The sequence below is a fragment of the Actinophytocola xinjiangensis genome (assembly GCF_001921215.1).
Classification (GTDB): domain Bacteria; phylum Actinomycetota; class Actinomycetes; order Mycobacteriales; family Pseudonocardiaceae; genus Actinophytocola; species Actinophytocola xinjiangensis.
Genome location: NZ_MSIF01000007.1, coordinates 47594 through 71275 on the forward strand (window position 1 = coordinate 47594; position 23682 = coordinate 71275).

Here is a 23682-nt window from a genome sequence, read left to right on the forward strand (position 1 = left end):
ACGGCAGGGTTATCCGGCTGGTCGCAGACGTTGCAGGCCGGCGGCGACGACGATCACCAGGCCTTTCACCAGCAGTTGGATGTTCGGGTCGACACCGTGCAGGCCCAGGAAGTTGTTCAACACACCCAGCAGCAGGGCGCCGGCCACGGTGCCGGTGACCGAACCGCGCCCGCCCATCAGGCTGGTGCCGCCGATGACCACGGCGGCGATCGCGTCCAGTTCGTAGCCGAAGCCGTCGTTCGGGCTGCCCTGGTTGAGCTGGCCGGCGTGCACGATGCCGGCCAGTGCGGCAAGGAAGCCGCAGATGCAGAACACTGCCACCTTGACGCGGGTCACCGGCACGCCGGACAGCCTGGCGGCCTGTTCGTTGCCACCGATGGCGTACATGTGCCGGGAGAAGGCGCTGGTTCGGAGGAACACGATCGCCACGACCGCGACCACGGCGAAGATCAGCGCGGGGATCGGGACCAGGCCGTTGAAGGTGCGCTCGCCCAGCAGTGAGAACGCCAACGGCGCCTCACCCGGACCGTCGCCGTAGGCGATCGCCACGCCTTGGCCGCCTGACCAGATTCTTGCCAGGCCACGGGCAATCTGCATCCCGGCCAGGGTCACGATGAACGCCTGGATTCCGAAGACGGCTGACGCCAGCCCCTGCAGGAACCCGAAACCCAGGCCGATCAGCAGGACGACGGCGACCGCCGCGAACACCCCGAAGTCGCTGTCGACCATCAGTACCGCCGAGCCGACGGCCGCCAGGCCGAGCACCGCGCCGACCGACAGGTCGATCCCGCCGACCAGGATCACGAACGTCATGCCGACGGCCATGATGCCGATCTCGGACACCGCGCGCACCACGTTGAACAGGTTGTCGCCGTCGAGGAACAGCAGCGCGCCGTCGTGGCGGGGCGAGAACACGACAGCCACCACGAACACCGCGACCAGGCCGAACAGGCTCTGGAACCGGAACAACGCGGCCACCACCCGACCGCCGCTCCCCCGGTGGGGCACGGTCCGCGTCACCCGGCACCTCCCGTGTCGACCGCGATCGCCGTGCTGCCCTCGCCCATCGACGCGGCCAGCAGCTCCGCCTCGCCGGCGTGGCTGGTGTCCAGTTCGCGCACCGACCGTCCACCCGAGAGCACCACGACCCGGTCGCACACCCCGACCAGCTCCGCCGGTTCCGACGAGGCGAGCAGGACGCCGATGCCCTGCTCGGCGGCCCGGCCGAGCAGGGCGTAGATCTCGGCCTTCGCACCGACGTCCACCCCTCGGGTCGGCTCGTCGAGCAGCAGCAACAGCGGCTCGGTCAGCAGCATCCGGCCGAACACGACCTTCTGCTGGTTGCCGCCGGAGAGGGTGCCGACCGCGTCGCCGATCGAGCCGACCTTGACCTTCAGGTCGGCGACGATCCTTCGGGCTGCGCTGGTTTCGCGGGCTCGCGGCACGATGCCGGCGGTCGCGATCCGTTCCACGATGGAGAGCACGGTGTTGGCCAGCACGGAGTGGTCGATCGCCAGGCCGGCGATCCGGCGGTCCTCCGGCACGAACGCCAGGCCCAGCGCGAGTGCCTGGCGTGGGCCGCGTGGGCGAACCGGGCGGCCGCGCAGCAGGATCTCGCCGCGCACGGTGCCAGGTGGGCCGGCACCGAACAGGGTCTCCAGCAACTCGGTCCGGCCGGAGCCGAGCAGTCCGCCGACGCCGACGATCTCCCCCCGGCGCACGGTCAGTGAGATCCCGTCGGGCTCCCGGCGGCCGGACCGGGCGCGGCGGGGAGTGAGGGCGAGGTCGCGCACGCGCAGGATCTCCTCGCCCGGTTCGACCGCCCGGGTGCGGAACATGGCCTGCACGGGCCGGCCGACCATCGCCTCGGCGGCCCGTTCGGCGGTCAGCTCGCGGGCGTCGAACTCCTCGACGACGGCGCCGTTGCGCAGCACGGTCGCCCGGTCGGCGATCCGGCCGATCTCGTCCATGCGGTGGGAGATGTAGACGATGCCGGCGCCGGCGCGGCGCAGTTCGGTGATGACGGTGAACATCTGCTCGACCTCGACCGGGGAGAGCGCGGAGGTCGGCTCGTCCATGATCAGTACCTGGGCGTCGAGGGAGAGCGCCTTGGCGATCGTGACCAGTTGTTGTTCGCCCGTGCGCAGTGCGCCGACCGGGCGGCGCGGGTCCAGGCGCACGCCGCAGCGGTCGAGCAGGCCCCGGGTCATGGTGATCATCGCGCGCCGGTCGACCGTGCGTAATCGGGTACGGGGTTCGCGGCCGAGGAAGATGTTCTCGGCCACCGACAGTTCCGGGACGAGGTCGAGTTCCTGGTGGATCATGGCGATCCCGGCGCGTTGGGCGTCGACCGGTGCCCCGAACCGGCGGGGCACTCCGGCGACGCGGATCTCGCCGGTGTGGTCGGTGACGTCGCCGGAGAGCACCTTCATCAGGGTCGACTTGCCGGCACCGTTCTCGCCGAGCAGGGCGTGCACCTCGCCGGCGCGCACCGTGAGGTCGATGTCCCGGCAGGCGTGGACACCGCCGTAGGACTTGCTGATGCCGGTCATCTCGACCAGCGCGCTGACACCGTCGTCCATGAATCCCTCTCGCCGAGCCGGGCGTGAGAAATCGATTACCCAGACGCTAGGGGTGACGCAGCACACTGTCAAGCACCCGGACGGGCGCACGAACCCGCACGCGGGTGCTACCCTGGGCGCATGGACGTCTCGCTCCGCAACGCCCTGGCACGGGCCGGTCTGCGGGTCGACACCGACGAGTTCCTCACGCTGGTCGAGGACGCCGCCCGGAAGCTGTCCCCCGCCGACCCGGACCCGGCCGACTACTTCGACGACAACCAGCGCAGCGCACTCGCCGAGGTCGGCCTCGACCTGTCCCCCCGCCACCAGGGCGAACGCGACTCCCGCGCCAAGGCCGTCGCCGCCCACGCCGTACTGCGCGACACCGCGCTCACCGTCGCCGGCGCCGCCGAACGCGTCAACGTCGACCCCTCCCGCATCCGCCACCGCCTCGCCGAAGGCCGACTGGCCGGCTGGAAGGACCGCACCGGCTGGCGCCTGCCCGTCTGGCAGTTCACCAACACCGACGTACTCCCCGGCCTCGACCTCGTCCTGGCCGCCCTCCCCGACGACCAGCCCCCGCTGGTGGTGGCCGCGTTCATGACCACCCCCCAGGAGGACCTGGACCTCACCGGCACCCCCACCACCCCACGCGACTGGCTGCTGGCGGCGGGAGATCCGACCAGGGTCGCCACCCTCGCGGCAACCCTGGGAACGCCTGTCTGAGGCCGTTTCCGGGGGGAAGTGAACACGAGCCTGACCGAAGGTGGTTACCCTTTGGCTCGTCCTTGATGCCGGTGCCCAGGAGAACGTCGACGGATGTCACGGCTTCCCCCACCACCGGCCCCCAGTGAACTGAAGGCGTTGCTGCGCCCGCAGGAGGACATCGTCGCCGTGCACTCCGGCACCCGGCTCGTGCGGGTGTTCTCCGCCGGGGGACGACATCACCAGCGGTGGAACACCTTCCGCGACTCCGGCCCGCTGGCGCACGCGCGGTTCGACCCGCACCCGCCCGGCGGCGGCGCCGGGCAGGACCACGGGGTGCTGTACTTCGGGTTGTCCGTGCGGACCAGCGTCGCCGAGGTGTTCCAGCAGACCTCGGTCGTGGACCGGACGACCCGGCGACCGCACCTGGTGGTGTTCGGGCCCAAGCGCACGCTGCGCCTGCTGGACCTGACCGGGCTGTGGCCGACGAGGGCCGGGGCGTCGCAGGAGATCAGCAGTGGCGCCAAGGAGGTCACGCAGGCCTGGGCGCGGGCCATCCGCACCGCGTTCCCGGACCTGGACGGGCTCTGGTACCGGTCGTCGATGGACTCGGGGGAGCCGGCGGTGTGCCTGTGGGATCCGCCGGCGGCCGACGCGCTGCCCGCGCAGCCGGACATCCTGCTCCCGCTCGACTACCCCGGCCTCGACCTGCCGCTGTCGCGGGTGTGCGACTCCCTCAACTACACCCTCGCCTGACGCACCCGTGGTCGTGGCCCGGGAAACCGGGCCACGACCACGCGCGTCACTTGTCGGCGGACTCGTCGGCCGGGGTGTCGAGGGCCGCCGCAGCCTGGGCGTCCTTGCGGGTCTTCATCAGGCTGGCCACGGCCGTGATGGCCAGGACGCCGATGATGACCGACAGGGAGACCTCGATGCCGACCGTCGGCACGTTCAGGTGCTCGCCGCCGTTGATGAACGGCAACGTGTTGGTGTGCAGTGCTTCCAGGATCATCTTGACGCCGATGAAGCCGAGGATCACGGCCAGGCCGATCGACAGGTACACCAGGCGCCTGAGCAGCCCGCCCAGCAGGAAGTACAGCTGCCGCAGGCCCATGAGCGCGAAGGCGTTGGCGGCGAAGACCAGGAACGCTTCCTTGGTGAGGCCGAAGATGGCGGGGATCGAGTCCACGGCGAACATCAGGTCGGCCGAGCCGATCGCGATCATCACGATGAACATCGGGGTGGCGAAGCGCTTGCCGTCGATCCTGGTGAAGATCTTGGCGTCCTGGTACTCGTCGGTCACCGGGAAGAGCTTGCGGGCCCACTTGGTGACCTTGTTCTCCTCGTAGTTCTCGTCGTCGTCGTGGCCGAGGTTGGACTTGGACAGCTTGACGGCGGTGTACACCAGGAAGACGCCGAACACGTAGAACACCCAGCTGAACTGGGAGATCGCCGCCGCGCCGACCGCGATGAAGATGCCGCGCAGGATCAGGGCGAGCACGATGCCGATCAGCAGGACCTTGTGCTGGTGGATCGGTGGCACCTTGAACGCCGACATGATCACCAGGAAGATGAACAGGTTGTCGACCGAGAGCGAGTACTCGGTGATGTACCCGGCGAAGTACTCCCCGGCGTAGGTCCCGCCGGAGAAGATCCAGATGCCGATGCCGAACAGCACGGCGCAGGCGACGTAGAAGGTCACCCACCTGGCCGCCTCGCCGACACCGACCTCGTGCGGCTTGCGGTCGACGATCACCAGATCGATGACCAGCAGCACGATCAGCCCCGCGATCGTGGCAAACCAAATCCAAACGGGCACGTTCATACAGTGAACCTCCGGTCCAACGGCGTTGACGACCGGAGGTCTCTCCCGCCAGGCTCATGCTGGCCGCCGGCGCCGGGTTCCGCAGGGGATCCGTGTTGACGACGCCGACGCGAAGGAATACTCCCCTCCACAACTCGGCCCATTGTCCCGTGCTGATCGCCGGCACACCAGTCGACGCAACTTGGCGTAGATCACATTTGCGGACATTGAGGACGAATCGGTCCGGCCACGCCCCGGGGGCTCTCAGCTACTCTCAGGTTCGGTCGCATACGGTCTTGCCGTGCCCCGAATCTCCCGTTCCGTCCTGCGCTGGCTCGCGCTCGGGCTGGCAGCCGCCGTCGTGGCCGTCGGCGGCCTCGTCTGGCTCAACAGCGGCGACGAACCCCCCGCCGTCCACACCCGGGACGAGATCCTCACCGGCGCCGACGACGGCATCCGTCTCGACTCGACCGTCTACCTGCCGGAGCGCACTCCCGCGCCCGCGGTGATCGTCGCGCACGGGTTCGGGGGCAGCAAGGACAGTGTCGAGGAAGACGCCAGGGAACTCGCCCAGCGCGGGTTCGTCGCGCTGACCTACTCCGCCCGCGGCTTCGGGCGCAGCTCCGGGGAGATCGCGCTGAACTCCCCGGACGCCGAGGTCGCCGACGCCAAGGCGCTGGTCGACTGGCTGGCCGAACAACCCGAGGTGTCCACCGACGCCGAGGGCGACCCGAAGGTCGGTGTCACCGGCGGCTCCTACGGCGGCGCGCTGTCGCTGCTGCTGGCCGGCACCGACGACCGGGTCGACGCCATCGCCCCGACCATCACCTACAACGACCTGAGCCAGGCGCTGCTCCCCAACTCGGCGACCACCGGCCCGGTGCCCGACACCCCGGCGGCCAACGCCTTCGCCGCCGACGGCGTGTTCAAACGGTCCTGGGCCGGCATCTTCTTCGCCGCCGGGGTCGGCGGGTCCGGACTGGACCCGAGCACCGACGCGGTCGAGGCCGGCGACGAGGACGACGACGCCGACGCGCCGACCAACCCGGGCGGGGCACCGACCGAGATGCCAGAGGGGGACGCCGCGCAGGGCGGCGGTGGCGGCGGCCCGTCGGGCGGCAACATCGACGTCGGCGACCCGTGCGGCAAGTTCCGTCAGGACTTCTGTGCCGCGTACGCCGAGGTCGCCACCACCGGCAAGGCCAGCCAGCAGACCATCGACCTGCTGCGCTCGGTCTCCCCCGCCACGGTCACCGGCAACATCACCGCACCGACACTGCTGGTGCAGGGCGAGCAGGACACCCTGTTCGGGCTCGACCAGGCCGACGCGACCGCCCGGCAGATCAGCGAGGCCGGCGGCAAGGTCCGGGTCATCTGGTACACCGGCGGGCACGACGGCGGCAAGCCCGGCCCGGAGCTGCGCTCCACGATCGCCGACTGGTTCGACTTCCACCTGCGCGGCCAGGGTTCCGACCCGGGCGCCGGGTTCGAGTACGCCGTGCAGGGCGCGCTGCGGGTGCAGGGCGCGCCGTCGGTGCGGACGGTCTCCACCGGCACCTATCCGGGCGTCGACGGGACCTCGACCGAGCGGCGCCAGGTCCGGGTCTACGGCCCGGAACAGACGATCATCAACCCGCCGGGCGGCAACCCCGCCTCGGTGAGCAACATGCCGGGTCTCGGCGCGGTGATCGGCAGTTCGTCGCGGCTGGCCGGCCGGTTGGCGATCGACCTGCCGGGTCAGGCGGCGCGGTTCGCCAGCCGGCCGCTGGAGAACCAGCTGCTGATCGCCGGCTCGTCGACCGTGCGGCTGCGGGTCTCGGCGGTGCCGGGCGCACCGGCGCGGGACGGCGCGGTGCTGTTCGCGAAGCTCTACGACGTCGGTGCCGACGGGGTGCGGGTGCTGCCCGGCTCGGCCGTCTCGCCGCTGCGGATCCCGGAGTTACCGGCCGACGGCAGCCCGGTCGAGGTGACCGTGACGCTGCCGGGCATCGTGCGGCCGATCGAGACCGACCGGCGGATCGAACTGGTGGTCAGCACCACCGACCAGGCCTACGCGACCCCGCCGGAGGCGGCGGCCTACACGATCTCGCTGGTCGAGGGAGCGGACGCCGTCGAGGCGCCGGTGGTCTCCGGCACCCGCTCGGACTCCGGCCCGCCGGCCGGCCCGCTGATCGGGATCGCCGTGGTGCTCGGGCTGGTGGTGCTGGTGACGATCGTCGGGGCGATCCGGCGGCGGCGCGCGGTCGACCACGACCCGGCGCTGGACGACGTGCCGCTGGTGATCGAGAACCTGTCGAAGTCCTACCCCGGTGGTCTCAAGGCGGTCAACGACCTGTCGTTCCGGGTGGAGCGCGGGCAGGTGCTGGGGCTGCTCGGCCCCAACGGCGCCGGCAAGACGACGACGCTGCGGATGCTGATGGGGCTGATCCAGCCGACCGACGGCAACATCCGGGTGTTCGGCCACCACGTGTACTCCGGTGCGCCGGTGCTGTCCCGGATCGGCTCGTTCGTGGAGGGTGCCGGGTTCCTGCCGCACCTGTCCGGGCAGGCCAACCTTGAGCTGTACTGGGCGGCGACCGGCCGCCCGGCGGACAAGGCGCATCTCGCCGAGGCGCTGGAGATCGCCGGTCTCGGTGACGCCGTGCACCGGCGGGTCCGCACCTACAGCCAGGGCATGCGCCAGCGGCTGGCGATCGCCCAGGCGATGCTCGGCCTGCCGGACCTGCTGGTACTCGACGAACCGACCAACGGGCTCGACCCGCCCCAGATCCACCAGATGCGTGAGGTCCTGCAGCGTTACGCGGCGGCCGGGCGCACCGTGCTGGTGTCCTCGCACCTGCTGGCCGAGGTCGAGCAGACCTGTGACCACGTGGTCGTGATGCACCACGGCAAGCTCGTCGCGAGCGGGCCGGTGGAGGCGATCGTCGGCGGCGCCAGCGAGGCGACGTTCCGGGTCGACCAGCCGACCCAGGCCGCCGACGTGCTGCGCGAGTCCGACGGTGTCCACGACGTGGTGGTCGACGGTCCGCTGGTGCACGCCGACCTGAACGGGTTGCCCCGCGCCGAGGCACTGGCCACGCTGGTCAGGGCCGGGGTGGCGGTCGAGCAGGCCGGCCCGAGGCGCCGCCTGGAAGACGCGTTCCTCCAGCTCGTAGGAGAAAACCAGTGAGCCCCACCGACAGCCACGAGGCCGACCACGACGTCCACACCGATCCGGCGGCGCTGGCGCAGCTGACGGACGCGGCGGCGCACGAGAAGGTCGAGGTCGCCCCCGACGGGTCGGTCGTCGGGTACAAGGCGCGGCGGACGCTGCGGTTGCGGGTGGAGCTGGCGCGGCAGTTGCGGCGCCGGCGGGTGCAGCTGGTGCTGGGTTTCCTGCTGCTGCTGCCGTGGATCCTGTGGGCGGCCTTCGAGTTCGGCACCGAGGCCACCGGGCAGCGGTCGGGCGGGTTCGTCGACCTGGCGACCTCCAGCGCACCGAACTTCGTGGTGTTCGTGCTGTTCGCGGTGTCCAGCTTCCTGCTGCCGATGATCGTCGCGTTGTTCTTCGGGGACACGATCGCCAGTGAGGCGTCCTGGTCGAGCCTGAAGTACCTGCTGGCCATGCCGGTCCCCCGGCACCGGCTGATGCGGCAGAAGGCGATCACCTCCGGGCTGCTGTCGCTGCTGGCGGTGATCCTGCTGCCGGCGATGTCGCTGCTGGTCGGCGTGATCTTCTACGGCACCGGCGAGGCGGTGAGCCCGACCGGCGACGCGATCTCGTTCGAGGACTCGATGCTCGCGTTGCTGTTCACCGTCGTCTACCTGGCGATCCACCTGCTGTGGGTGGCCGGCCTGGCGTTGTTCCTGACGGTGTCGACCGACGCGCCGCTCGGCGCGGTCGGCGGCACGGTCCTGGTGGCGATCCTGTCGCAGATCCTCGACCAGATCACGGCGTTGGAGGGCCTGCGGGACTACCTGCCGACGCACTACGCGTTCGCCTGGTCGGACCTGATCTCCACCGACATCGACTGGTCGAACATGGCGGCCGGCGCGTTCTCGGCGATCGCGTACGGGGCGCTGTTCGGTCTGCTGGCCGCGCGGCGCTTCCGGACCAAGGACGTCACATCGTGACCGGGATCAGGGGCGTCACGTCGTGACCGGGATCAGGGACGTCACTTCGTGACCGAGGACGCCACGGGGCGCCGGCACACGCCGGCGCCCACGCAGCGTCAGCGGGACCCCGAGCGGACCAGGGCGCGGATCATCGAGGCGGCCATCGAGGAGTTCTCCGCCAAGGGTTTCGCCGGTGCGCGGGTGTCCGGGATCGCCGCGCGGGCCGGGGTCAACCAGCAGCTCATCGCCTACCACTTCGAGGGCAAGCTGGGCCTGTACCGGGAGATCGGGCGCCGCTGGCGCACCGACGAGGCCCGCGCGGTCCCCGAGGACCTCGAGTTCGTCGAGATGATCAGGCAGTACGTGCGGACCAGTGTCGACCCCAAGCTCGGGGCGCGGCTGCTGGCCTGGGAGGGCCTGGCCGACACCGGTGAGGACAGCCCCGAGTCGCTGCGCCGTGACCTGCGCCTGCGGCAGGAGGTGGAGGCGCTGGCGCGGCGCCGCCAGCAGGGCGAACTCGACCAGAGCGTCGACCCGGCCGCGTTGCTGCTCATCGGCATGAGCGCGGCCAACGCGCTGGCCGTCTACCCGCAGCTGGCGCGGGCCCTGTTCGGCGCGGAGGCCAGCGCGCCGGAGGTCGTCGAGCGCTACGCCGAGCAGCTCGGTGACCTGATGCGCCGCCTGACCACCAGCTCCTAGAGGACCCGGCGCAGCGCGGACGGGTCGACGACGGCCTGGAGGAGTCCGACGAGGTCGGGCAGCAGCCGGCCCGACGACGTGGTCGCCAGGTAGTGCGGCGAGTCGCCGTGCTCGACGTGGATGCCGGGGATCTTCATGGTCATCAGGTAGGGCGAGTACAGGACCATGGCGTCGGCCGAGGTCAGGTCGACGGCGATGGCGGCGAAGCCGGGGAACGCGCGGGTCTGGTAGACGTGCAGGTTGTCGGTCACCGCACCGTGGCGCTGCTTGAACAGGCCGAACGCGGTCACCGAGTTGTGGATCTTCGCGGGCAGGTCCTCGCCGCGGTAGTCGGCGAGGGTGGCGGTGGCCGCGCAGTCCGGGTCGAGCAGCACACAGCGGTAGGTCCCGCCCCTGGCGAGGAACGCGAGCACCGCGTCGCGGTAGTGCGCGGGGCGTTCGGCGGTGGTCAGGTAGCCCGACGAGGTCCGCAGCGCGGTCCCCGAGTCGATGACGTCCGTGCGGGCGGCGCGTACCAGCCGCACCTTCTCCAGCTGGCTGGGGCGCTGCGGCTGGGCGAAGACCGGGCGGCTGCCGGCCAGGCCGGTGGTCGCGAGCCACGCCCGGCGGGCGTCGGAGGCCGAACCGGAGGAGGTCATCAGGTAGACGTTGCTGCCCTCGTGCGCGCCGACCAGCTCGAAGTGGTCGGCGTGCGGGCCGGCGACCCGGTGGACGGCCTCGGACACGGCCAGGCAGTCCGCCGGGGTCAGCTCCTCCAGGTGCGCGGCGAGGTTGATCACCGGCGAGTGGATGGCGCCGGTGGCGCCGGGCTCGCCGTAGCGGATGGTGCCCTTGTGGACGGCGACCCGCAGCCGCAGTTCGCCGCGCAGCTCGGTGTCGGCGAGTTCGGCGCGCACCGCCGGCAGGTCCACCCGCAGCAGGTCGCGGGCGGCGCCGAGGGCGACGTCGCGGGCGACGCTCTCGCTCTCGTCGTGGATGGCGAGCATCCCGCCGTCGCCGCGCCAGGACCACAGGTCGGCCCGCGCGCAGCCCAGTTCGGCGGCGAGCGCGTGCACCCTGGCCACCGTGCGTTCCCGCAGCAGGTCGAACGCGTGGGCCGCGCGGTCGAGCGGGTTGTGCGCCACGACGCTGGAGTAGCCGGACGCGTCCACCACCAGGAGGTAGACGTTGTCGTAGGTGTGTCCTTGGCCGAACGCCACGGCCCTCACTCTAGGCCGGTGATCACACCCTTCTGGAGCGCAGGTAGTCGCCGACCACGGCCGCGCCGAGTCCGTCGAGGTCGGGATTCACCACCCGGCCGCCGCTGCGGCGGGCGATCAGCCGGACGAACTCCTCCAGTTTCGGGTCATCGCCGAGCATGAACACCGACACCGACGCGCCGAGTCTGGCCAGCGCGTCGACCTCGGCGACGGTCTTGCGCAGGGTCACCGGCAGCGGCGGGTAGCTGAACTCGGCCTCGCCGTCGCGTTCCAGGTGGGCGGTCGGCTCGCCGTCGGTCACCACCAGCACGACGGGCTGCGCGTCGGAGTGTTTGCGCAGGTGGCGGCCGGCGAGCAGCAGCGCGTGGTGCAGGTTGGTGCCCTGTTCCCAGACGCCTTCCAGGCCGACGAGTTCGGCGAGGTCGACGGTGCGGGCGTGCCGGCCGAAGGTGACGAGCTGGAGGGCGTCGTTGCGGAAGCGGGTGGTGATCAGCTGGTGGAGGGCCAGCGCGGTGCGTTTCATCGGCACCCACCGGTGGTCCTGCACCATCGACCAGGACGTGTCGACGCACAGGGCCACGGCGGCCCGCGCGCGCTGCTCGGTTTCCGTGACCTCAACATCCACCACATCGAGTGACACCGGACCCGTCGAGGCGGTGCGCAGCACCGCGTTGCGGACCGTGCGTGGCACGTCCCAGGGTTCGGTGTCGCCAAACTGCCACGGACGGGTGGCGCCGGTGGGTTCGCCGGCCGCGCCGGCCTGGCGGGAGTCGCGCTGACCCTGGTCGCGGGCGGCGTTGAGAACGTCCTTGAGCGCGGTCTGCCCCAGCCGGCGCAACGCCTTGGGCGACAGGCGCAGCGAGCCGTCGGGGGCGCGTTCCAGCAGGCCCTGGGCGCGCAGCTCACGTTCCAGCTCGGCCAGGCGGCGGGCGTCGACCGACGCGTCCTCGTCGAGCTGGCGTTCCAGCGCCTCCAGGTCGATGTCCTCCAGCCGGGCGCCCGGGTAGGACTGGGCGAGTTGCTCGGCCAGCGCGTCGATCTCGGCGAGGTCGGCCATCGCCTGCGCGCCCTTACCCAGACCCATTGGCTGGTTGCCCCGGAAGCGGGCCGACCCGGTCCAGTCCTCGCCGGGCCGCAGCGCGCGCAGGTTCGCGTCCAGCGAGGCGATCTGCTCGACGAGCCTCGGGTCGCCGAAGGCGTTGCCCATCAGCTCGGCGAGTTCGGCGCGCTGCTGCTCGGACATCGAGTTCATCATCCGTTGGGCGGCGGCGGCGCGTTGGGCCAGCGCGTCGACCAGTTCCTCGGTGGTGCGCGGGTTCTCCGGGAAGAACTCGCCGTGCTGGCGCATGAAGTCCTGGAACCGGGCGGTGGTGTCCTCGCCGCGCAGGTGCGAGAGCAGCAGCTCGTTGAGGTCGGCCATCATCCGGCGGATCCGCTCGGTGTCCTCGGGGGACATCGACGACAGGGCGTCCTTCATGCCCTGGAACCGCGACTCCATCAGCTCCTGGCCGAGCAGGTCCTGGATCCGGCGGTAGGACTCGCGGGCCTCGTCGGAGCGCCAGTCGTACTCGGCCAGCTCGCGGACGGCGGCGGCGGTGCCGGAGGGCAGGGCGTCGAGCTGGGCCTCGCGGAAACGCGCGTCGTCGTCGGGGTCGGGGAACAGCGCGGTCTTCTCCGCGCGCAGCGCCCGGTCGAGGAGTTCGCGCACCTCGCGCAGGGTGCCGTCGAGGTTGTGCCGGCGCTGGATGCTGGCGCGGCGCTCCCACAGCCGCCGGGTCAGCTCGTCGAGCCCGGAGGTGGTGGGGGTGCCTCGGCGCAGGAGTTCCTCCAGCGCCGAGCGGGGCGAACGCCCGTCCATGACGTCGCCGCCGATCGCGTCCAGCGCCTCCCGCAGGTCCACCGGCGGCGCCAACGGATCCGGCCCGTCATGCCAGGGCCCGTAGGCGAACCGGCTCACTGTGCCTCCTGGTCGCTTCGCTCCGCCGCTAACACGCCGTCTTCCCTCCTGCGCTGCTCGGCGCTGACGCGCCTGCGCTGCTCGTCAGTCCAGACGGCGCACGCGGCTGCGCTCTCGCTCCTCATGGCCCGTAGACCGTCATCAGGCCGCCGGCGCCGTCGTCGGAGTCCTTGGCGAGGCGGCGGCGCAGGTAGAGGGACTCCAGGGCCAGTTCGACGGCGGCGGCGATGCGGCCGGGCGGGTCGGTGGCGCGGACGTCGAGGCGGGTGGCGACCTCGTGCAGGACCGGCAGTTCCGGCAGGGCCTCCAGGACCTCGGTGCCAGGGACGCGTTCGCCGGTGGCCACCAGGTGACCGTCCACGACGGCGTCCACCAGCGGCTTGAGGTCCAGGCCGGCGAACTTGTCCTTCGCGGTCTCGGCGACCGCGCGGCGTAACAGGTGCACCAGGTGCTCGATCTCCCGGCCCTCCTCGCCGGACTCGAACTCCAACTTGCCGCGCAGCACCGAGGGCACCGACTCCAGGTCGATCGGGCGGGCGATCGGCGGGTCCTCCCCGATCAGCGCCGAGCGGCGCAGCGCGGCCGCCGACACGGTCTCGGCGGCGGCCACGGCGAACCGGGCCGACACCCCGGAGCGCTGGTCGATGGCCGAGGACTCGCGCAGGTTGCGCACGAACCGGGCCAGCACCTCCAGCAGCGGGTCGCCGACCTCGGCCAGCAGCTGGGCCTCCTGCTTGATCACGTCGACCTCGGCGGCCACGGTCAGCGGGTAGTGGGTGACCACCTCGGCGCCGAAGCGGTCCTTGAGCGGGGTGATGATCCGGCCGCGGTTGGTGTAGTCCTCCGGGTTGGACGTGGCGACCAGCAGCACGTCCAGCGGCAGCCGCAGCGTGTAGCCGCGGACCTGGATGTCGCGCTCCTCCATGACGTTGAGCAGCGCCACCTGGATCCGTTCGGCCAGGTCGGGCAGCTCGTTGACCGCCACGATGCCCCGGTGCGCCCTCGGCACGAGTCCGAAGTGGATGGTTTCGGGGTCGCCCAGGCTGCGGCCCTGCGCGACCTTGACCGGGTCCACGTCGCCGATCAGGTCGCCGACGGAGGTGTCCGGGGTGGCCAGCTTCTCGGCGTAGCGCTCGGACCTGTGGCGCCAGGCCACCGGCAGGGCGTCGCCCAGTTCCTCGGCCCGCCGGCGCGACGCCGGGGTGATCGGGTCGAGCGGGTGCTCGCCCAGCTCGGCGCCCTCGATCACCGGGGTCCACTCGTCCAGCAGGCCGACGATGGTGCGCAGCAGCCTGGTCTTGCCCTGCCCGCGCTCGCCGAGCAGCACCACGTCGTGCCCGGCCAGCAGCGCCCGCTCCAGCTGGGGCAGCACGGTCCGGTCGAAGCCGACGATCCCCGGCCACGGGTTGGTGCCGGCGCGCAGCGCGGCCAGCAGGTTCTCACGAATCTCGGTCTTCACGTCACGCGGCTCGTACCCCGCCGCGCGCAGGTCCCCCACGGTCCGGGGAAGGTTCTCGGGTCCTGTCACCTTTCCGACGCTACGCAAACTCCGGCCACCGGTCGACGTGGAGCCGCTCCAGCTAGTCGGCGTGCTCGCCGTGGCGGATCTCGTCGCGCGCGGCCCGCCAGCGCAGCGACTCGAAGACGTTGAGCGCCACCAGCGCCGCGCTGAGCACCGCGAGGCTCGCCAGCGCCGGCAGGTGCCACACCAGCGGCACCAGCGCGAGCAGTACGGCCGCCGCGACCAGCCGCACGACCCGCACGTCCCGGTAGCAGCGGTAGGCGAACGCGACGTGCGCGACCAGGTAGAGCGCCGGGCCGCCGTACATCGCCAGCAGCGGCACGCCGTGCAGCGGGTCGGCCAGGGTGTGGTGTCCGCCGCCGCCGACGTAGGCCAAGACCTTCTTCAGGCCCAGCGCGAGCAGCACGATCCCGGCCATCATCGGCAGGTGCAGGTAGGTGAACGCGGCCCGCGCCATGGCGACCCGGTGGTGGCCCCGGGCCCTGCTCAGGGCGTGTTCGGCGGCCAGTGCCGAGGTGTCGAAGTAGGACCACCACAGGCTGGCCGACACCGCGAGACCCAGGGTCGCGGCCAGCACGATCGGCCAGGAGATCGGCAGGTGGGTGACGCCGACGCCGATCGCCACGATCGACTCGCCGAGCGCCACGATCACGATCAGCCCGTGCCGTTCGGCGAAGTGCCTGGCCGAGCCGAGGCGCCAGCCCCGCGCGCCGATGATCATCGTGCCGCCGTAGTCGGCGAGCACGGCCGCCACCCAGAACAGCAGCTGGGCCTCGCCGGAGGTCTCGGCGGCGAACAGCAGCAGCACCGTGCCGCCGATCATGGTCGGCGCGAACATCGCCACCTGCCGGCGCAGGCCCCGGTCCTCGCGGCTGATCACCCAGAACAGCGCCAGGTGCGCGGCGCGCAGCACCAGGTAGGAGAAGGCGAACACGACCGGGCCGGGCAGTCCGCCCGGCAGGTCCACGAAGGACTCGGGGATCGCCAGTGCCAGCAGGAACATGGCGGCCATGCCGACCAGCAGGGTGACCCGGGTGGCGCCCTCGTCGGCCTTGACCACGTTGGTCAGCCACGAGTACCCGACCCAGCACCACCACACGACCGAGATCAGCAGCAGGCCCCTGACCAGGCCCCGGCCCGTCACGTCCTCGGCGAGCAGCGCCGTGACCTGGGTCAGCGCGAACACGAAGACCAGGTCGAAGAACAGCTCCAGGGTCGTCGCGGTGCTCGCCTCGCCGACTCGCTCCACCCGGACCCGTGACTGGCGTGCCATGGCACTAGTTTGCGAGGACAGTCGAGGGAGGGCGACACGATGACCGAGGAGCACGCTGACCAGGACGAGAGTCCGGAGGAGTCCCGGGGCGAGTCCCAGGAGGACGGCCAGTGGGAGCTGCGGTGGAACCCGGTGCCGGCGGACTGGAGCGACGCGGTGCGGGCGGTGACCCCCACCTACCGGTGGACGCCGTGGTTCGCCGGGGCGCTGGCGGTGTTCGGGGCGGTGCTGCTGATCCTCGGCGAGCCCGTTCCCGGCCTGTTCGGGCTGGTCGCGGCGGCGGTGATCGCGGCGCTGCCGGTGGTCGGGGTGTACTCGTCGTTCCGGCGCAATCCGGTCGCGGCGGCCACGGTGACCGCGACCGCCGACGAGCAGTCCCTGCGGGTGATGACCATCGACGGCACGGCCTACAGCGACCTGCGGTGGTCGGAGATGCCGGGCTGGCTGGAGACGCGCCGCGGCTTCGTGCTGCGGACGGGTGAGGCCACGGCGCTGTTCCCGGTGCCGCTGCGGGCCTTCGGCGACGAGGCGGAGCTGCTGCGGTTCCGTGAGCTGCTCGGACGCCGTCTCGGACCGGCCAACGGACAGTAGCGTGATCCGTTGTCACCCACCCCGAAAGTGGCATCGCCCCGATCGCGTAATCTCAGCGCCGTGTCATCACCCAGCGCGACAATGGCGGTGTGGTCCTCGGCGTGGTTGAGTGGCGCCGCCGCTGCCGATGATGTGCTCGATGCCCTGCAGGGCTGGGCCGAACTGCACGAGGTGGTCGCCTCGGACGAGTCGTCGGCGACCTCCCTGGAACTCCCCGAACGTGGTACGGCCGGTGCCGGACCGGCGACGCTGCTCGCCTCGCTGCGCCGGGCCGGCGTCGACGGCGCGCGGCTGGTCATGCCGGTGCCGGGCGACGTGCGCGGTCTGGGCGGGCCGAGTCCGTTCGCGACCGAGGCGCTCAGAGCCGGCGAGGCCGTCGTGCTCGACGGCCTTGGCCTGGTGCCGGAGCGGGTCGGCCGGGTCGACACCGGGATCATGCGCTGGACGGTCTTCGAGATCGACCAGCTGCCGCCGGTGCCCAACGTCCCGTTGGGCGAGGCCGAGCACGAGCTGACCGGGGCGATGCGGGTGGCCGCCGGCATGCTGATCGAGCTCGGGGTCGCCAAGCAGCGGGCCGGGGTCCGCGAGGAGCTCCAGGCCAGGATCGCCGATCGCACCAAGGGAAGCTGGCCGACGGGCATGCCGCAGCGGGCGCTGCGGGTGATCCAGCGGGCCGCCGAGGTCGCCGCGATCCTGGAGCTGGCGATGGAGGACGAGCCGGGTGGCGCGTTGTCCGCGTCGGCGACGCTCAAGCGCGCGGAGGCGCTGCGGCCGCTGTTCCACGCGGTGCGTACCGCCCGGTGCGCGGCGGTGGCCGACGCGGTGCGCACGCTGTCCGACCACGCCGACCGGGTGTAGTTCGCGGACGTGCTGATCCAGAAGCGGCTGCACGCGGGGATCCGGGACGGTTCGATCACCGTGCTGTTCCGGCGGTGGCGGCGGCTCCAGGTCACCCCGGGCAACGTGTACCGCACGCCGATCGGCCGGGTGGTGGTCGACGCGGTGGAGCGGGTCGCGCCGTCGCGGATCCGCCGGGCGGACGCGCTGGCCGCCGGCTATCGCACGATCGGTGAGGCGGTGGCCGACCTGCGCGGTGAGGCCGGTGACCCGGTCTACCTGTTGCGCCTGCACCACACCGACGAGCCGGACCCGCGTTCGCTGCTGGCCGCCGACGACGCGCTGTCCCAGACGGACGTCGCGGCGATCAGCGGCCGGTTGGCCAGGATGGACGCGGCCAGCGGCATCGGACCCTGGACGGAGTCCACTCTGGACATCATCCGCCGCCGGCCGGCGGTGCGCGCCGGCGACCTGGCCGAGGAGCTCGGCCGCGAGATGCTGCCGTTCAAGGTGGACGTGCGCAAACTCAAGAACCTCGGCCTCACCCTGAGCCTGGAGGTCGGCTACCGGCTCTCCCCGCGCGGCGAGGCCTACCTGCTGCTACGCGGGTGAGGGCCGGCGGCGGGATTCGCAGCAGCCGGGGGCGCACGGGGCGCCGTTGACCGTGCACCCGGCGGCGGGGAAGTCCGAGAGCTTCCTCGGCTCCGCCCCCGCCACGTGCTCGCGCACCAGCTCCACCACCAGCTCGGCGAAGCGCGGGTCGCCGCTGGGGCAGCTCGCCCGGCCGAAGCCCAGGCCCAGTTCGGCGGCCTTCTCGGCGGCCTCGGTGTCCAGGTCCCAGACCACCTCCAGGTGGTCGCTGACGAACCCGACCGGGCACACCACGACCGCCTGGACGCCCTGGGCGGGCAACGTCTCCAGGTGGTCGAGGATGTCCGGCTCCAGCCACGGCACCTGCGGTGGACCCGACCGGGACTGCCACACCACGTCGTGGTCGCCGGCGCCGACGGCCTCGGCGACCAGGCGGGACGCCTCGGCGATCTGGCGGGAGTAGCGGGCGCCGCCCTCGGCCGGCGGCCCGGAGGCGGCGTCGGCCGAGCGCGGCACCGAGTGGGCGGTGAAGACGAGCCGGTAGTCGTCGAACGGCGCGGCGGCGGCCCGCACGGCGTCGGCGAAGGCCGTCACGAACAGCGGGTGGTCGAAGAACTGGCGCAGCTTCACCAGCTCCGGAGCGCCCTCACCGACCGAGGCGCGGGCGCGTTCGATGTCCTCGTCGTACTGGCGGCAGGCCGAGTAGCCGCCGTAGGCGCTGGTCGGGAAGACCAGCGCGCGGCGGACACCGTCGGCGGCCATCCGCGCGACGGTGTCCTCGGCCAGCGGGTGCCAGTTGCGGTTGCCGAAGTACACCGGCAGTTCCAGCCCCGCCTCGGCCAGCGCCGCCTCGGTGGCGGCGATGGCCGTGCGGTTGAGCTGGTTGATCGGCGACACCCCGCCGAAGGACTGGTAGTGGTGCTCGACCTCGTCGAGCCGTTCGGGGGGAACGCCCCGGCCCCGGGTCACGTTCTCCAGGAACGGCCGGACGTCCTCCGGCTTGTCGGGGCCGCCGAAGGACAGCCACAGCAGTGCGTCCATCACAGGCCCAGGGCGTGCACACCGCCGTCGACCATGATCATCGACCCGGTCGTGGCGGGCAGCCAGTCGGACAGGACCGCGCAGATGGACCGGGCGACCGGGGTGGCGTCCTCGGCGTCCCAGCCCAGCGGCGCGCGCTGGTCCCAGCCGCCTTCCAGATCACCGAAGCCGGGGATGGACTTGGCGGCCATGGTCTTGAGCGGGCCGGCGGAGACCAGGTTGACGCGGATGCCGTGCGGGCCCATCTCCCGCGCCAGGTAGCGGTTCACCGACTCCAGGGCGGCCTTCGCCACGCCCATCCAGTTGTAGGCCGGCCAGGCGACGCGGGCGTCGAAGTCCATGCCGACGATCGACGCGCCGCGCGAGAGCAGCGGCAGCAGGGCGGCGGTCAGCGACTTGAGCGAGTAGGCCGAGACCTCGACGGCCGTGGACACGTCGGCGCGCGGCGCGTCCATGAACGGCGCGCCAAGGCAGGTCTGGGGGGCGAAGGCGACCGCGTGCAGGACGCCGTCGAGGCCGTCGACGTGCTCGCGGACCCGGTCGGCCAGGGTCGCCAGCTGCTCGTCGTTCTGTACGTCCAGTTCGATGACCGGCGCGGGTTCGGGCAGGCGCTTGGCGATCCGCTCCACCAGGCTCATCCGGCCGAAACCGGTCAGCACCACCTGCGCGCCCTGTTCCTGGGCGACCTTCGCCGCGTGGAACGCGATGGACGCGTCGGTGATCACGCCGGTGATGAGCAGGCGCTTCCCCTCGAGCAGACCGGTCACGGTCGTCCCTCCTGTTGGGTCAGTTCGGAGGGCACCAGTCTGTCACGCGATCAGTGGCCCACTCAGTGGCCCATGCCGAGGCCGCCGTCGACGGGGAGCACGGCGCCGGTGATGTAGCCGGCGAGGTCGGAGGCGAGGAAGGTGACGGCGGCGGCGATCTCGTCGGTCTGGCCGTAGCGACCGGCCGGCACCTGGGACAGGATGACCTCGCGGCGCTCGTCGGACACCGCGTCGGTCATGTCGGTGCTCACGAAGCCGGGGGCCACGACGTTGGCGGTGATGTTGCGGTTGCCCATCTCCCGCACGATGGAGCGGGCGACGCCGATGAGGCCGGCCTTGCTGGCGGCGTAGTTGATCTGGCCGGGGCCGCCGGTGAGGCCGACGACCGACGAGATGAAGATCATCCGGCCCCAGCGGGCCTTGAGCATGCCGCGACTGGCGCGCTTGGCGACCCGGTAGGCGCCGGTGAGGTTGGTGTCCAGGACGCGGGTGAACTGGTCCTCGCCCATCCGCATCAGCAGGGTGTCGTCGGTGATGCCGGCGTTGGAGACCAGGACCTCGACGGGTCCCTGGTGTTGCTCGATCTCGGTGAACGCGGCATCGACCTGGTCCATGTCGGTCACGTCGCACCGGGCGCCGAACAGCCCTTCCGGTGGCGGCTTGCCGCGGTAGGTGACCGCGACCTGGTCCCCCTGGGCGGCGAAGGCACGGGCAATGGAGAGGCCGATGCCCCGATTACCCCCAGTAATGAGAACTGAACGTCCCACACCCACTCCTCGGAACGACCGAATACTTGCGAACGCAAGGTTATCGGCACCGGCAGTGCCCCCTGCGCGCGGTCCGGCCAACCAACAAGCCAACCGAAACCGGAAATTTTTGACATACCCGCAGGTATGTCACTGTTCTACGGCAGGCGCTGACCGATCAGCAGCGCGCTGCCGGCCGCCACGAGCGCGGCCAGCGTGCCGAGCATCAGCCAGGGCCGGCTCGCGTCGGCGTCCTTGGTCTCGTACCCGATCTGTTCACCGAGCGTGTCGTAGACCCGGTGCAGCTGGTCGGCGGTGGCCGCCCGGTAGAACTCGCCGCCGGAGAGCCGGGCGATCTCGCGCATCGACTCGTCGTCCACCGGCACCGGCTGGGTCTTGCCGTCGATCGTCACCTGACCGGTCTCGGTGCCGAAGGAGATCGTGGACACCGGGACCTCCGCGTCGGCCGCCGCCCGCGCCGCGGTGAACGCCCCGCGCGGGTCGTCGCCGTCGTCGGTGGGGATGGTCTGCTTGCCGTCGGTCATCAACACCACGCGGGCCGGCGGGGCGCCCTCGACACCGCTGATCACCTGGGCGAAACCGTCGATGGCCTGCAACGCGGCGAAGATCGCCTCGCCGGTGGCCGTCGACTCGGCCAGCCGCAGGTTGGAGATGGCGTTGGCCACGCCCTCGCGGTCGGTCGTCGGCGAGACCAGCACGGTGGCCGTGCCGGCGAAGGCGATCAGGCCCAGGTTGATCCCCGGCGTCAGGCCGGTGACGAAGTCCTTGGCGGCGTCCTGCGCGGCGGCCAGCCTGGTCGGCTGGACGTCGGTGGCCTCCATCGACAACGACACGTCGATCACCAGCATCACCGTCGCCCGGTTGCGCGGCACCCGCTGCTCGGCGGTCGGCCCGGCCATCGCCGTGGTCAGCAGCATCAGCGCGATGACCAGCACGATCGGCGGCACGTGGCGCACCCAGCCCTGCCGCGCCGGCATGACCTTCTCCAGCAGCTCCAGGTTGGCGAAGCGCAGCGTGCGTTTGCGGCGCGTCCGCTGGACGACGACGTAGCCAACGCCGATCGCGGCGACCACGATCAGCAGCAGGAACCACCAGGGCGCGGTGAAGTTGCGCAGGCTCAGGTTGAACACTCAGGCCACCCCTCCCCCGGACCAGCGCCGTTTGCGGGCGACGACGAACCGCACGGTGTCGGCGATCCAGTCGGAGTCGGTGCGCAGCACCAGGTGCCCGCCGCCGGCCCGGCGCACCCCGGCCGCCACCCTCTCCCGGTGCTCGGCCGCCGCCGCCGCGAACTCCTTGCGCAGCAACGGCGACGCGTGCACCTCGCGCTGACGCCCGGACTCCGGGTCGGCGAGCACCACGGTGCCGACGTCGGGCAGGTCGACGTCACGCGGGTCGACCACCTCGACCGCGATCAGGTCGTGGCGGGTGGACAGCGCGCGCAGCGGACGCTGCCAGTCGGGGTCGCCGAGGAAGTCGGAGACCACCACGGCCAGCCCGCGCCGGCGCGGCGGCCGGCGCAGCTGTTCGAGGGCGTCGGCGAGGTCGCCGCGCACCCCCTCCGGCGCGCGCGGGGTCTCGGCGACCGTGCGGATCAGGCTCCTGGCGTGCGCGAGCCCGCCGCGCGGCGGGATGCGGGTGGTCTTCTCGCCGGTGGCGATGATCGCGCCCAGCCGGTTGCCGCCGCCCCCGGTGAGGTGGGCGATCGCGGCGGTCGCGGCGATGGCGAGGTCGCGCTTCTCGCACGCCGCCGTGCCGAAGAACAGGCTGCCGGACAGGTCGACGACGATCCACGTCTCCAGCTCGCGGTCGGCGACGGTCTCCCGGATGTGCGGGATCGTGGTGCGCGCGGTGACCGCCCAGTCCATCCGGCGCACGTCGTCGCCGGGCTGGTAGGTGCGGGCCTCCCCCGGTTCGGAGCCGGGGCCGGGGACCAGGCCCAGGTGGTTGCCCTGCAACAGCCCGTCCAGGCGCCGGCGCACGTCCAGCTCCAGCAGCCGCAGGCCGTGCTCCATCCGCTCGCCCCGCAGGATCGGCGGTGCCCAGCCCGGGCGGTCCGGCTCGGCCGGCTTCTTCGTGGTCGCTGGCTGTTTGCTCACGGCATGCCGGCCACCCCGACCGGCGGCGGCTGCACACCACCCGACTGGGGCCGGGCGGTGACCTGCGGCAGAGGCACGGTCTGCAACACGCGGGAGACGATGTGGTCGAGCGGGACGCCGTCGGCGAGGGCGTCGTAGGAGAGCACGAGGCGGTGGCGCAGCACGTCGGGCACCACGTCGACGACGTCCTGGGGCAGCACGTAGTCGCGGCCGCGGACCAGGGCCAGCGCGCGGGCGGAGGAGATGATGCCCAGGCTGGCGCGCGGCGAGGCGCCGTAGGCGACCCAGCCGGCGACGTCACCGAGGCCGTGTTCGAGCGGGGTGCGGGTGGCGAGCACGACCCGCACGGTGTAGTCGACCAGCGCGTGGTGCACGAACACCCGGGAGGCGACGTCCTGGAGCCGGACCAGCTCGGCCGGGCTGAGGACCTGCTGGGGCTCCGGGGGCGTGACGCCCATCCGGTAGACGATCTCCCGTTCCTCCTCGGCCGACGGGTAGTCGACGATGATCTTGAACAGGAAGCGGTCGCGCTGCGCCTCGGGCAGCGGGTAGACGCCCTCGTTCTCGATCGGGTTCTGGGTGGCCAGCACGAGGAACGGGTCGGGCATCGGGAAGGTCTGGCCGCCGATGGACACGTGCCGCTCGGCCATCACCTCCAGCATCGCCGACTGCACCTTGGCCGGGGCGCGGTTGATCTCGTCGGCGAGCACGAAGTTGGCCACCACCGGGCCCAGCTCGACGTCGAACTTCTCGCTGCCCTGCCGGTAGATGCGGGTGCCGAGAATGTCGGCCGGCACGAGGTCGGGGGTGAACTGCACGCGCGTGAACGTCCCGCCGACGACCTTGGCGAAGGTCTCCACGGCCAGCGTCTTGGCCACGCCGGGCACACCCTCCAGCAGCAGGTGCCCCCGGGACAGCAGCCCGACGAGCATCCGCTCGACCAGCCGGTCCTGGCCGACGATGACCCGCTTGACCTCGAACACGGTGCGCTCGAGCAGTTGGCCGTCGCGTGCGGGCGTACTCGCCTCGTTCCCGTTCACCGACTCCGCCGGCTCGGTCACAGACCAACCTCCTCGTGAAACGTCACTTCGCCAGCCACAAGGCAACCGGACCGACGGTATGACGGCTGTGAAGCCCATGGTCACGGGCCAGATGTGTCGTCGCATGCAACCTC

The 23682-nt window shown here is 71.9% G+C and carries 21 protein-coding genes; 8 read left to right on the plus strand and 13 right to left on the minus strand.

The features are described 5' to 3' along the window. Nucleotides 1–9: 9 nt before the first annotated feature. Both BLA60_RS16430 and BLA60_RS16435 read right to left on the minus strand, forming a co-directional pair. On the minus strand, nt 10–1020 hold the full coding sequence (locus tag BLA60_RS16430; protein ID WP_075133768.1) for an ABC transporter permease: 1011 nt from the start codon (nt 1018–1020) through the stop codon (nt 10–12). Then, nucleotides 1017–2582 carry a sugar ABC transporter ATP-binding protein gene (locus BLA60_RS16435; RefSeq protein WP_075133769.1) on the minus strand — a complete coding sequence of 522 codons (1566 nt, stop codon included), beginning with the start codon at nt 2580–2582 and terminating at the stop codon, nt 1017–1019. The genes BLA60_RS16430 and BLA60_RS16435 overlap by 4 nt, the downstream gene beginning before the upstream one ends. 120 nt (nt 2583–2702) lie before the next feature. Here BLA60_RS16435 and BLA60_RS16440 point away from each other — a divergent pair, with 120 nt between their 5' ends. Next, nucleotides 2703–3287, plus strand: coding sequence for a DNA-binding protein (locus BLA60_RS16440; protein WP_075133770.1), 585 nt, complete (start codon nt 2703–2705; stop codon nt 3285–3287). 93 nt (nt 3288–3380) lie between these two features. Continuing rightward, nucleotides 3381–4022 (plus strand): RES family NAD+ phosphorylase, encoded by a 642-nt coding sequence (locus BLA60_RS16445; RefSeq protein WP_075133771.1) that lies wholly within the window; start codon nt 3381–3383, stop codon nt 4020–4022. 46 nt (nt 4023–4068) lie between these two features. Here the strand turns inward: BLA60_RS16445 and BLA60_RS16450 are convergent, their stop codons facing one another. Further along, on the minus strand, nt 4069–5091 hold the full coding sequence (locus BLA60_RS16450) for a TerC family protein (protein ID WP_075133772.1): 1023 nt from the start codon (nt 5089–5091) through the stop codon (nt 4069–4071). Nucleotides 5092–5371: 280 nt separating this feature from the next. Between BLA60_RS16450 and BLA60_RS16455 the strand changes: the two genes are divergently transcribed. The 3 genes from BLA60_RS16455 to BLA60_RS16465 are packed head-to-tail and all read left to right on the plus strand — an operon-like array spanning nt 5372 to nt 9864. Then, nucleotides 5372–8239, plus strand: coding sequence for an alpha/beta fold hydrolase (locus tag BLA60_RS16455; protein WP_075133773.1), 2868 nt, complete (start codon nt 5372–5374; stop codon nt 8237–8239). After that, entirely contained in the window at nt 8236–9183 is a 948-nt protein-coding gene (locus BLA60_RS16460) for an ABC transporter permease (RefSeq protein WP_075133774.1), read from the plus strand. Before BLA60_RS16455 ends, BLA60_RS16460 begins: the two co-directional genes overlap by 4 nt. 48 nt (nt 9184–9231) lie before the next feature. Next, the gene (locus BLA60_RS16465; RefSeq protein ID WP_075133775.1) at nt 9232–9864 is read left to right on the plus strand and encodes a TetR/AcrR family transcriptional regulator; all 633 of its coding nucleotides are present in this window, start codon (nt 9232–9234) and stop codon (nt 9862–9864) included. Here the strand turns inward: BLA60_RS16465 and BLA60_RS16470 are convergent. The 4 genes from BLA60_RS16470 to BLA60_RS16485 all read right to left on the minus strand — a co-directional run bounded on the left by BLA60_RS16470 (nt 9861) and on the right by BLA60_RS16485 (nt 15815). Further along, entirely contained in the window at nt 9861–11063 is a 1203-nt protein-coding gene (locus BLA60_RS16470; RefSeq protein ID WP_154814396.1) for a nucleotidyl cyclase domain-containing protein, read from the minus strand. The two genes, BLA60_RS16465 and BLA60_RS16470, sit on opposite strands and share 4 nt — an antisense overlap. 22 nt (nt 11064–11085) lie before the next feature. After that, a complete protein-coding gene (locus BLA60_RS16475) occupies nt 11086–13020 on the minus strand; it encodes a vWA domain-containing protein (protein WP_075133777.1) in 1935 nt (644 codons plus the stop codon). 121 nt (nt 13021–13141) lie between these two features. Beyond that, entirely contained in the window at nt 13142–14548 is a 1407-nt protein-coding gene (locus BLA60_RS16480) for a sigma 54-interacting transcriptional regulator (protein WP_075133778.1), read from the minus strand. Between the two features lie 52 nt (nt 14549–14600). Continuing rightward, on the minus strand, nt 14601–15815 hold the full coding sequence (locus BLA60_RS16485) for a low temperature requirement protein A (RefSeq protein WP_075133779.1): 1215 nt from the start codon (nt 15813–15815) through the stop codon (nt 14601–14603). A 39-nt stretch (nt 15816–15854) separates the two neighbouring features. Between BLA60_RS16485 and BLA60_RS16490 the strand changes: the two genes are divergently transcribed. The 3 genes from BLA60_RS16490 to BLA60_RS16500 are packed head-to-tail and all read left to right on the plus strand — an operon-like array spanning nt 15855 to nt 17855. Then, a complete protein-coding gene (locus BLA60_RS16490; RefSeq protein WP_075133780.1) occupies nt 15855–16406 on the plus strand; it encodes a YcxB family protein in 552 nt (183 codons plus the stop codon). A 60-nt stretch (nt 16407–16466) separates the two neighbouring features. Next, nucleotides 16467–17264: a hypothetical protein gene (locus BLA60_RS16495; RefSeq protein WP_154814397.1), complete on the plus strand. Its 798-nt coding sequence runs from the start codon at nt 16467–16469 to the stop codon at nt 17262–17264. Between the two features lie 9 nt (nt 17265–17273). Further along, nucleotides 17274–17855 (plus strand): hypothetical protein, encoded by a 582-nt coding sequence (locus tag BLA60_RS16500; RefSeq protein WP_075133782.1) that lies wholly within the window; start codon nt 17274–17276, stop codon nt 17853–17855. Here the strand turns inward: BLA60_RS16500 and BLA60_RS16505 are convergent. The 6 genes from BLA60_RS16505 to BLA60_RS16530 all read right to left on the minus strand — a co-directional run bounded on the left by BLA60_RS16505 (nt 17844) and on the right by BLA60_RS16530 (nt 23569). Beyond that, nucleotides 17844–18875 carry a ferrochelatase gene (locus BLA60_RS16505; RefSeq protein ID WP_075134000.1) on the minus strand — a complete coding sequence of 344 codons (1032 nt, stop codon included), beginning with the start codon at nt 18873–18875 and terminating at the stop codon, nt 17844–17846. The two genes, BLA60_RS16500 and BLA60_RS16505, sit on opposite strands and share 12 nt — an antisense overlap. Continuing rightward, nucleotides 18875–19642: an enoyl-ACP reductase FabI gene (gene fabI, locus BLA60_RS16510; RefSeq protein ID WP_075133783.1), complete on the minus strand. Its 768-nt coding sequence runs from the start codon at nt 19640–19642 to the stop codon at nt 18875–18877. Before fabI ends, BLA60_RS16505 begins: the two co-directional genes overlap by 1 nt. A 62-nt stretch (nt 19643–19704) precedes the next feature. Beyond that, nucleotides 19705–20409, minus strand: a complete 705-nt coding sequence (gene fabG, locus BLA60_RS16515; protein ID WP_075133784.1) for a beta-ketoacyl-ACP reductase — start codon at nt 20407–20409, stop codon at nt 19705–19707. Nucleotides 20410–20546: 137 nt separating this feature from the next. Next, nucleotides 20547–21530 (minus strand): VWA domain-containing protein, encoded by a 984-nt coding sequence (locus tag BLA60_RS16520; RefSeq protein ID WP_075134001.1) that lies wholly within the window; start codon nt 21528–21530, stop codon nt 20547–20549. 9 nt (nt 21531–21539) lie between these two features. Further along, nucleotides 21540–22424 carry a DUF58 domain-containing protein gene (locus BLA60_RS16525; protein ID WP_084735027.1) on the minus strand — a complete coding sequence of 295 codons (885 nt, stop codon included), beginning with the start codon at nt 22422–22424 and terminating at the stop codon, nt 21540–21542. A gap of 80 nt (nt 22425–22504) precedes the next feature. Then, nucleotides 22505–23569: an AAA family ATPase gene (locus BLA60_RS16530; RefSeq protein ID WP_075133786.1), complete on the minus strand. Its 1065-nt coding sequence runs from the start codon at nt 23567–23569 to the stop codon at nt 22505–22507. Nucleotides 23570–23682 lie beyond the last annotated feature (113 nt).

What these genes read in the sequence shown, in the direction of transcription:
- BLA60_RS16490 (WP_075133780.1), top strand. Translation starts at nt 15,855, where the DNA reads ATGACCGAGGAGCACGCTGACCAGGACGAGAGTCCGGAGGAGTCCCGG.
- BLA60_RS16445 (WP_075133771.1), top strand. Translation starts at nt 3,381, where the DNA reads ATGTCACGGCTTCCCCCACCACCGGCCCCCAGTGAACTGAAGGCGTTG.
- BLA60_RS16485 (WP_075133779.1), bottom strand. Translation starts at nt 15,815, where the DNA reads ATGGCACGCCAGTCACGGGTCCGGGTGGAGCGAGTCGGCGAGGCGAGC.
- BLA60_RS16525 (WP_084735027.1), bottom strand. Translation starts at nt 22,424, where the DNA reads ATGGAGCACGGCCTGCGGCTGCTGGAGCTGGACGTGCGCCGGCGCCTG.
- BLA60_RS16435 (WP_075133769.1), bottom strand. Translation starts at nt 2,582, where the DNA reads ATGGACGACGGTGTCAGCGCGCTGGTCGAGATGACCGGCATCAGCAAG.
- BLA60_RS16440 (WP_075133770.1), top strand. Translation starts at nt 2,703, where the DNA reads ATGGACGTCTCGCTCCGCAACGCCCTGGCACGGGCCGGTCTGCGGGTC.
- BLA60_RS16450 (WP_075133772.1), bottom strand. Translation starts at nt 5,091, where the DNA reads ATGAACGTGCCCGTTTGGATTTGGTTTGCCACGATCGCGGGGCTGATC.
- BLA60_RS16505 (WP_075134000.1), bottom strand. Translation starts at nt 18,875, where the DNA reads ATGGACGCACTGCTGTGGCTGTCCTTCGGCGGCCCCGACAAGCCGGAG.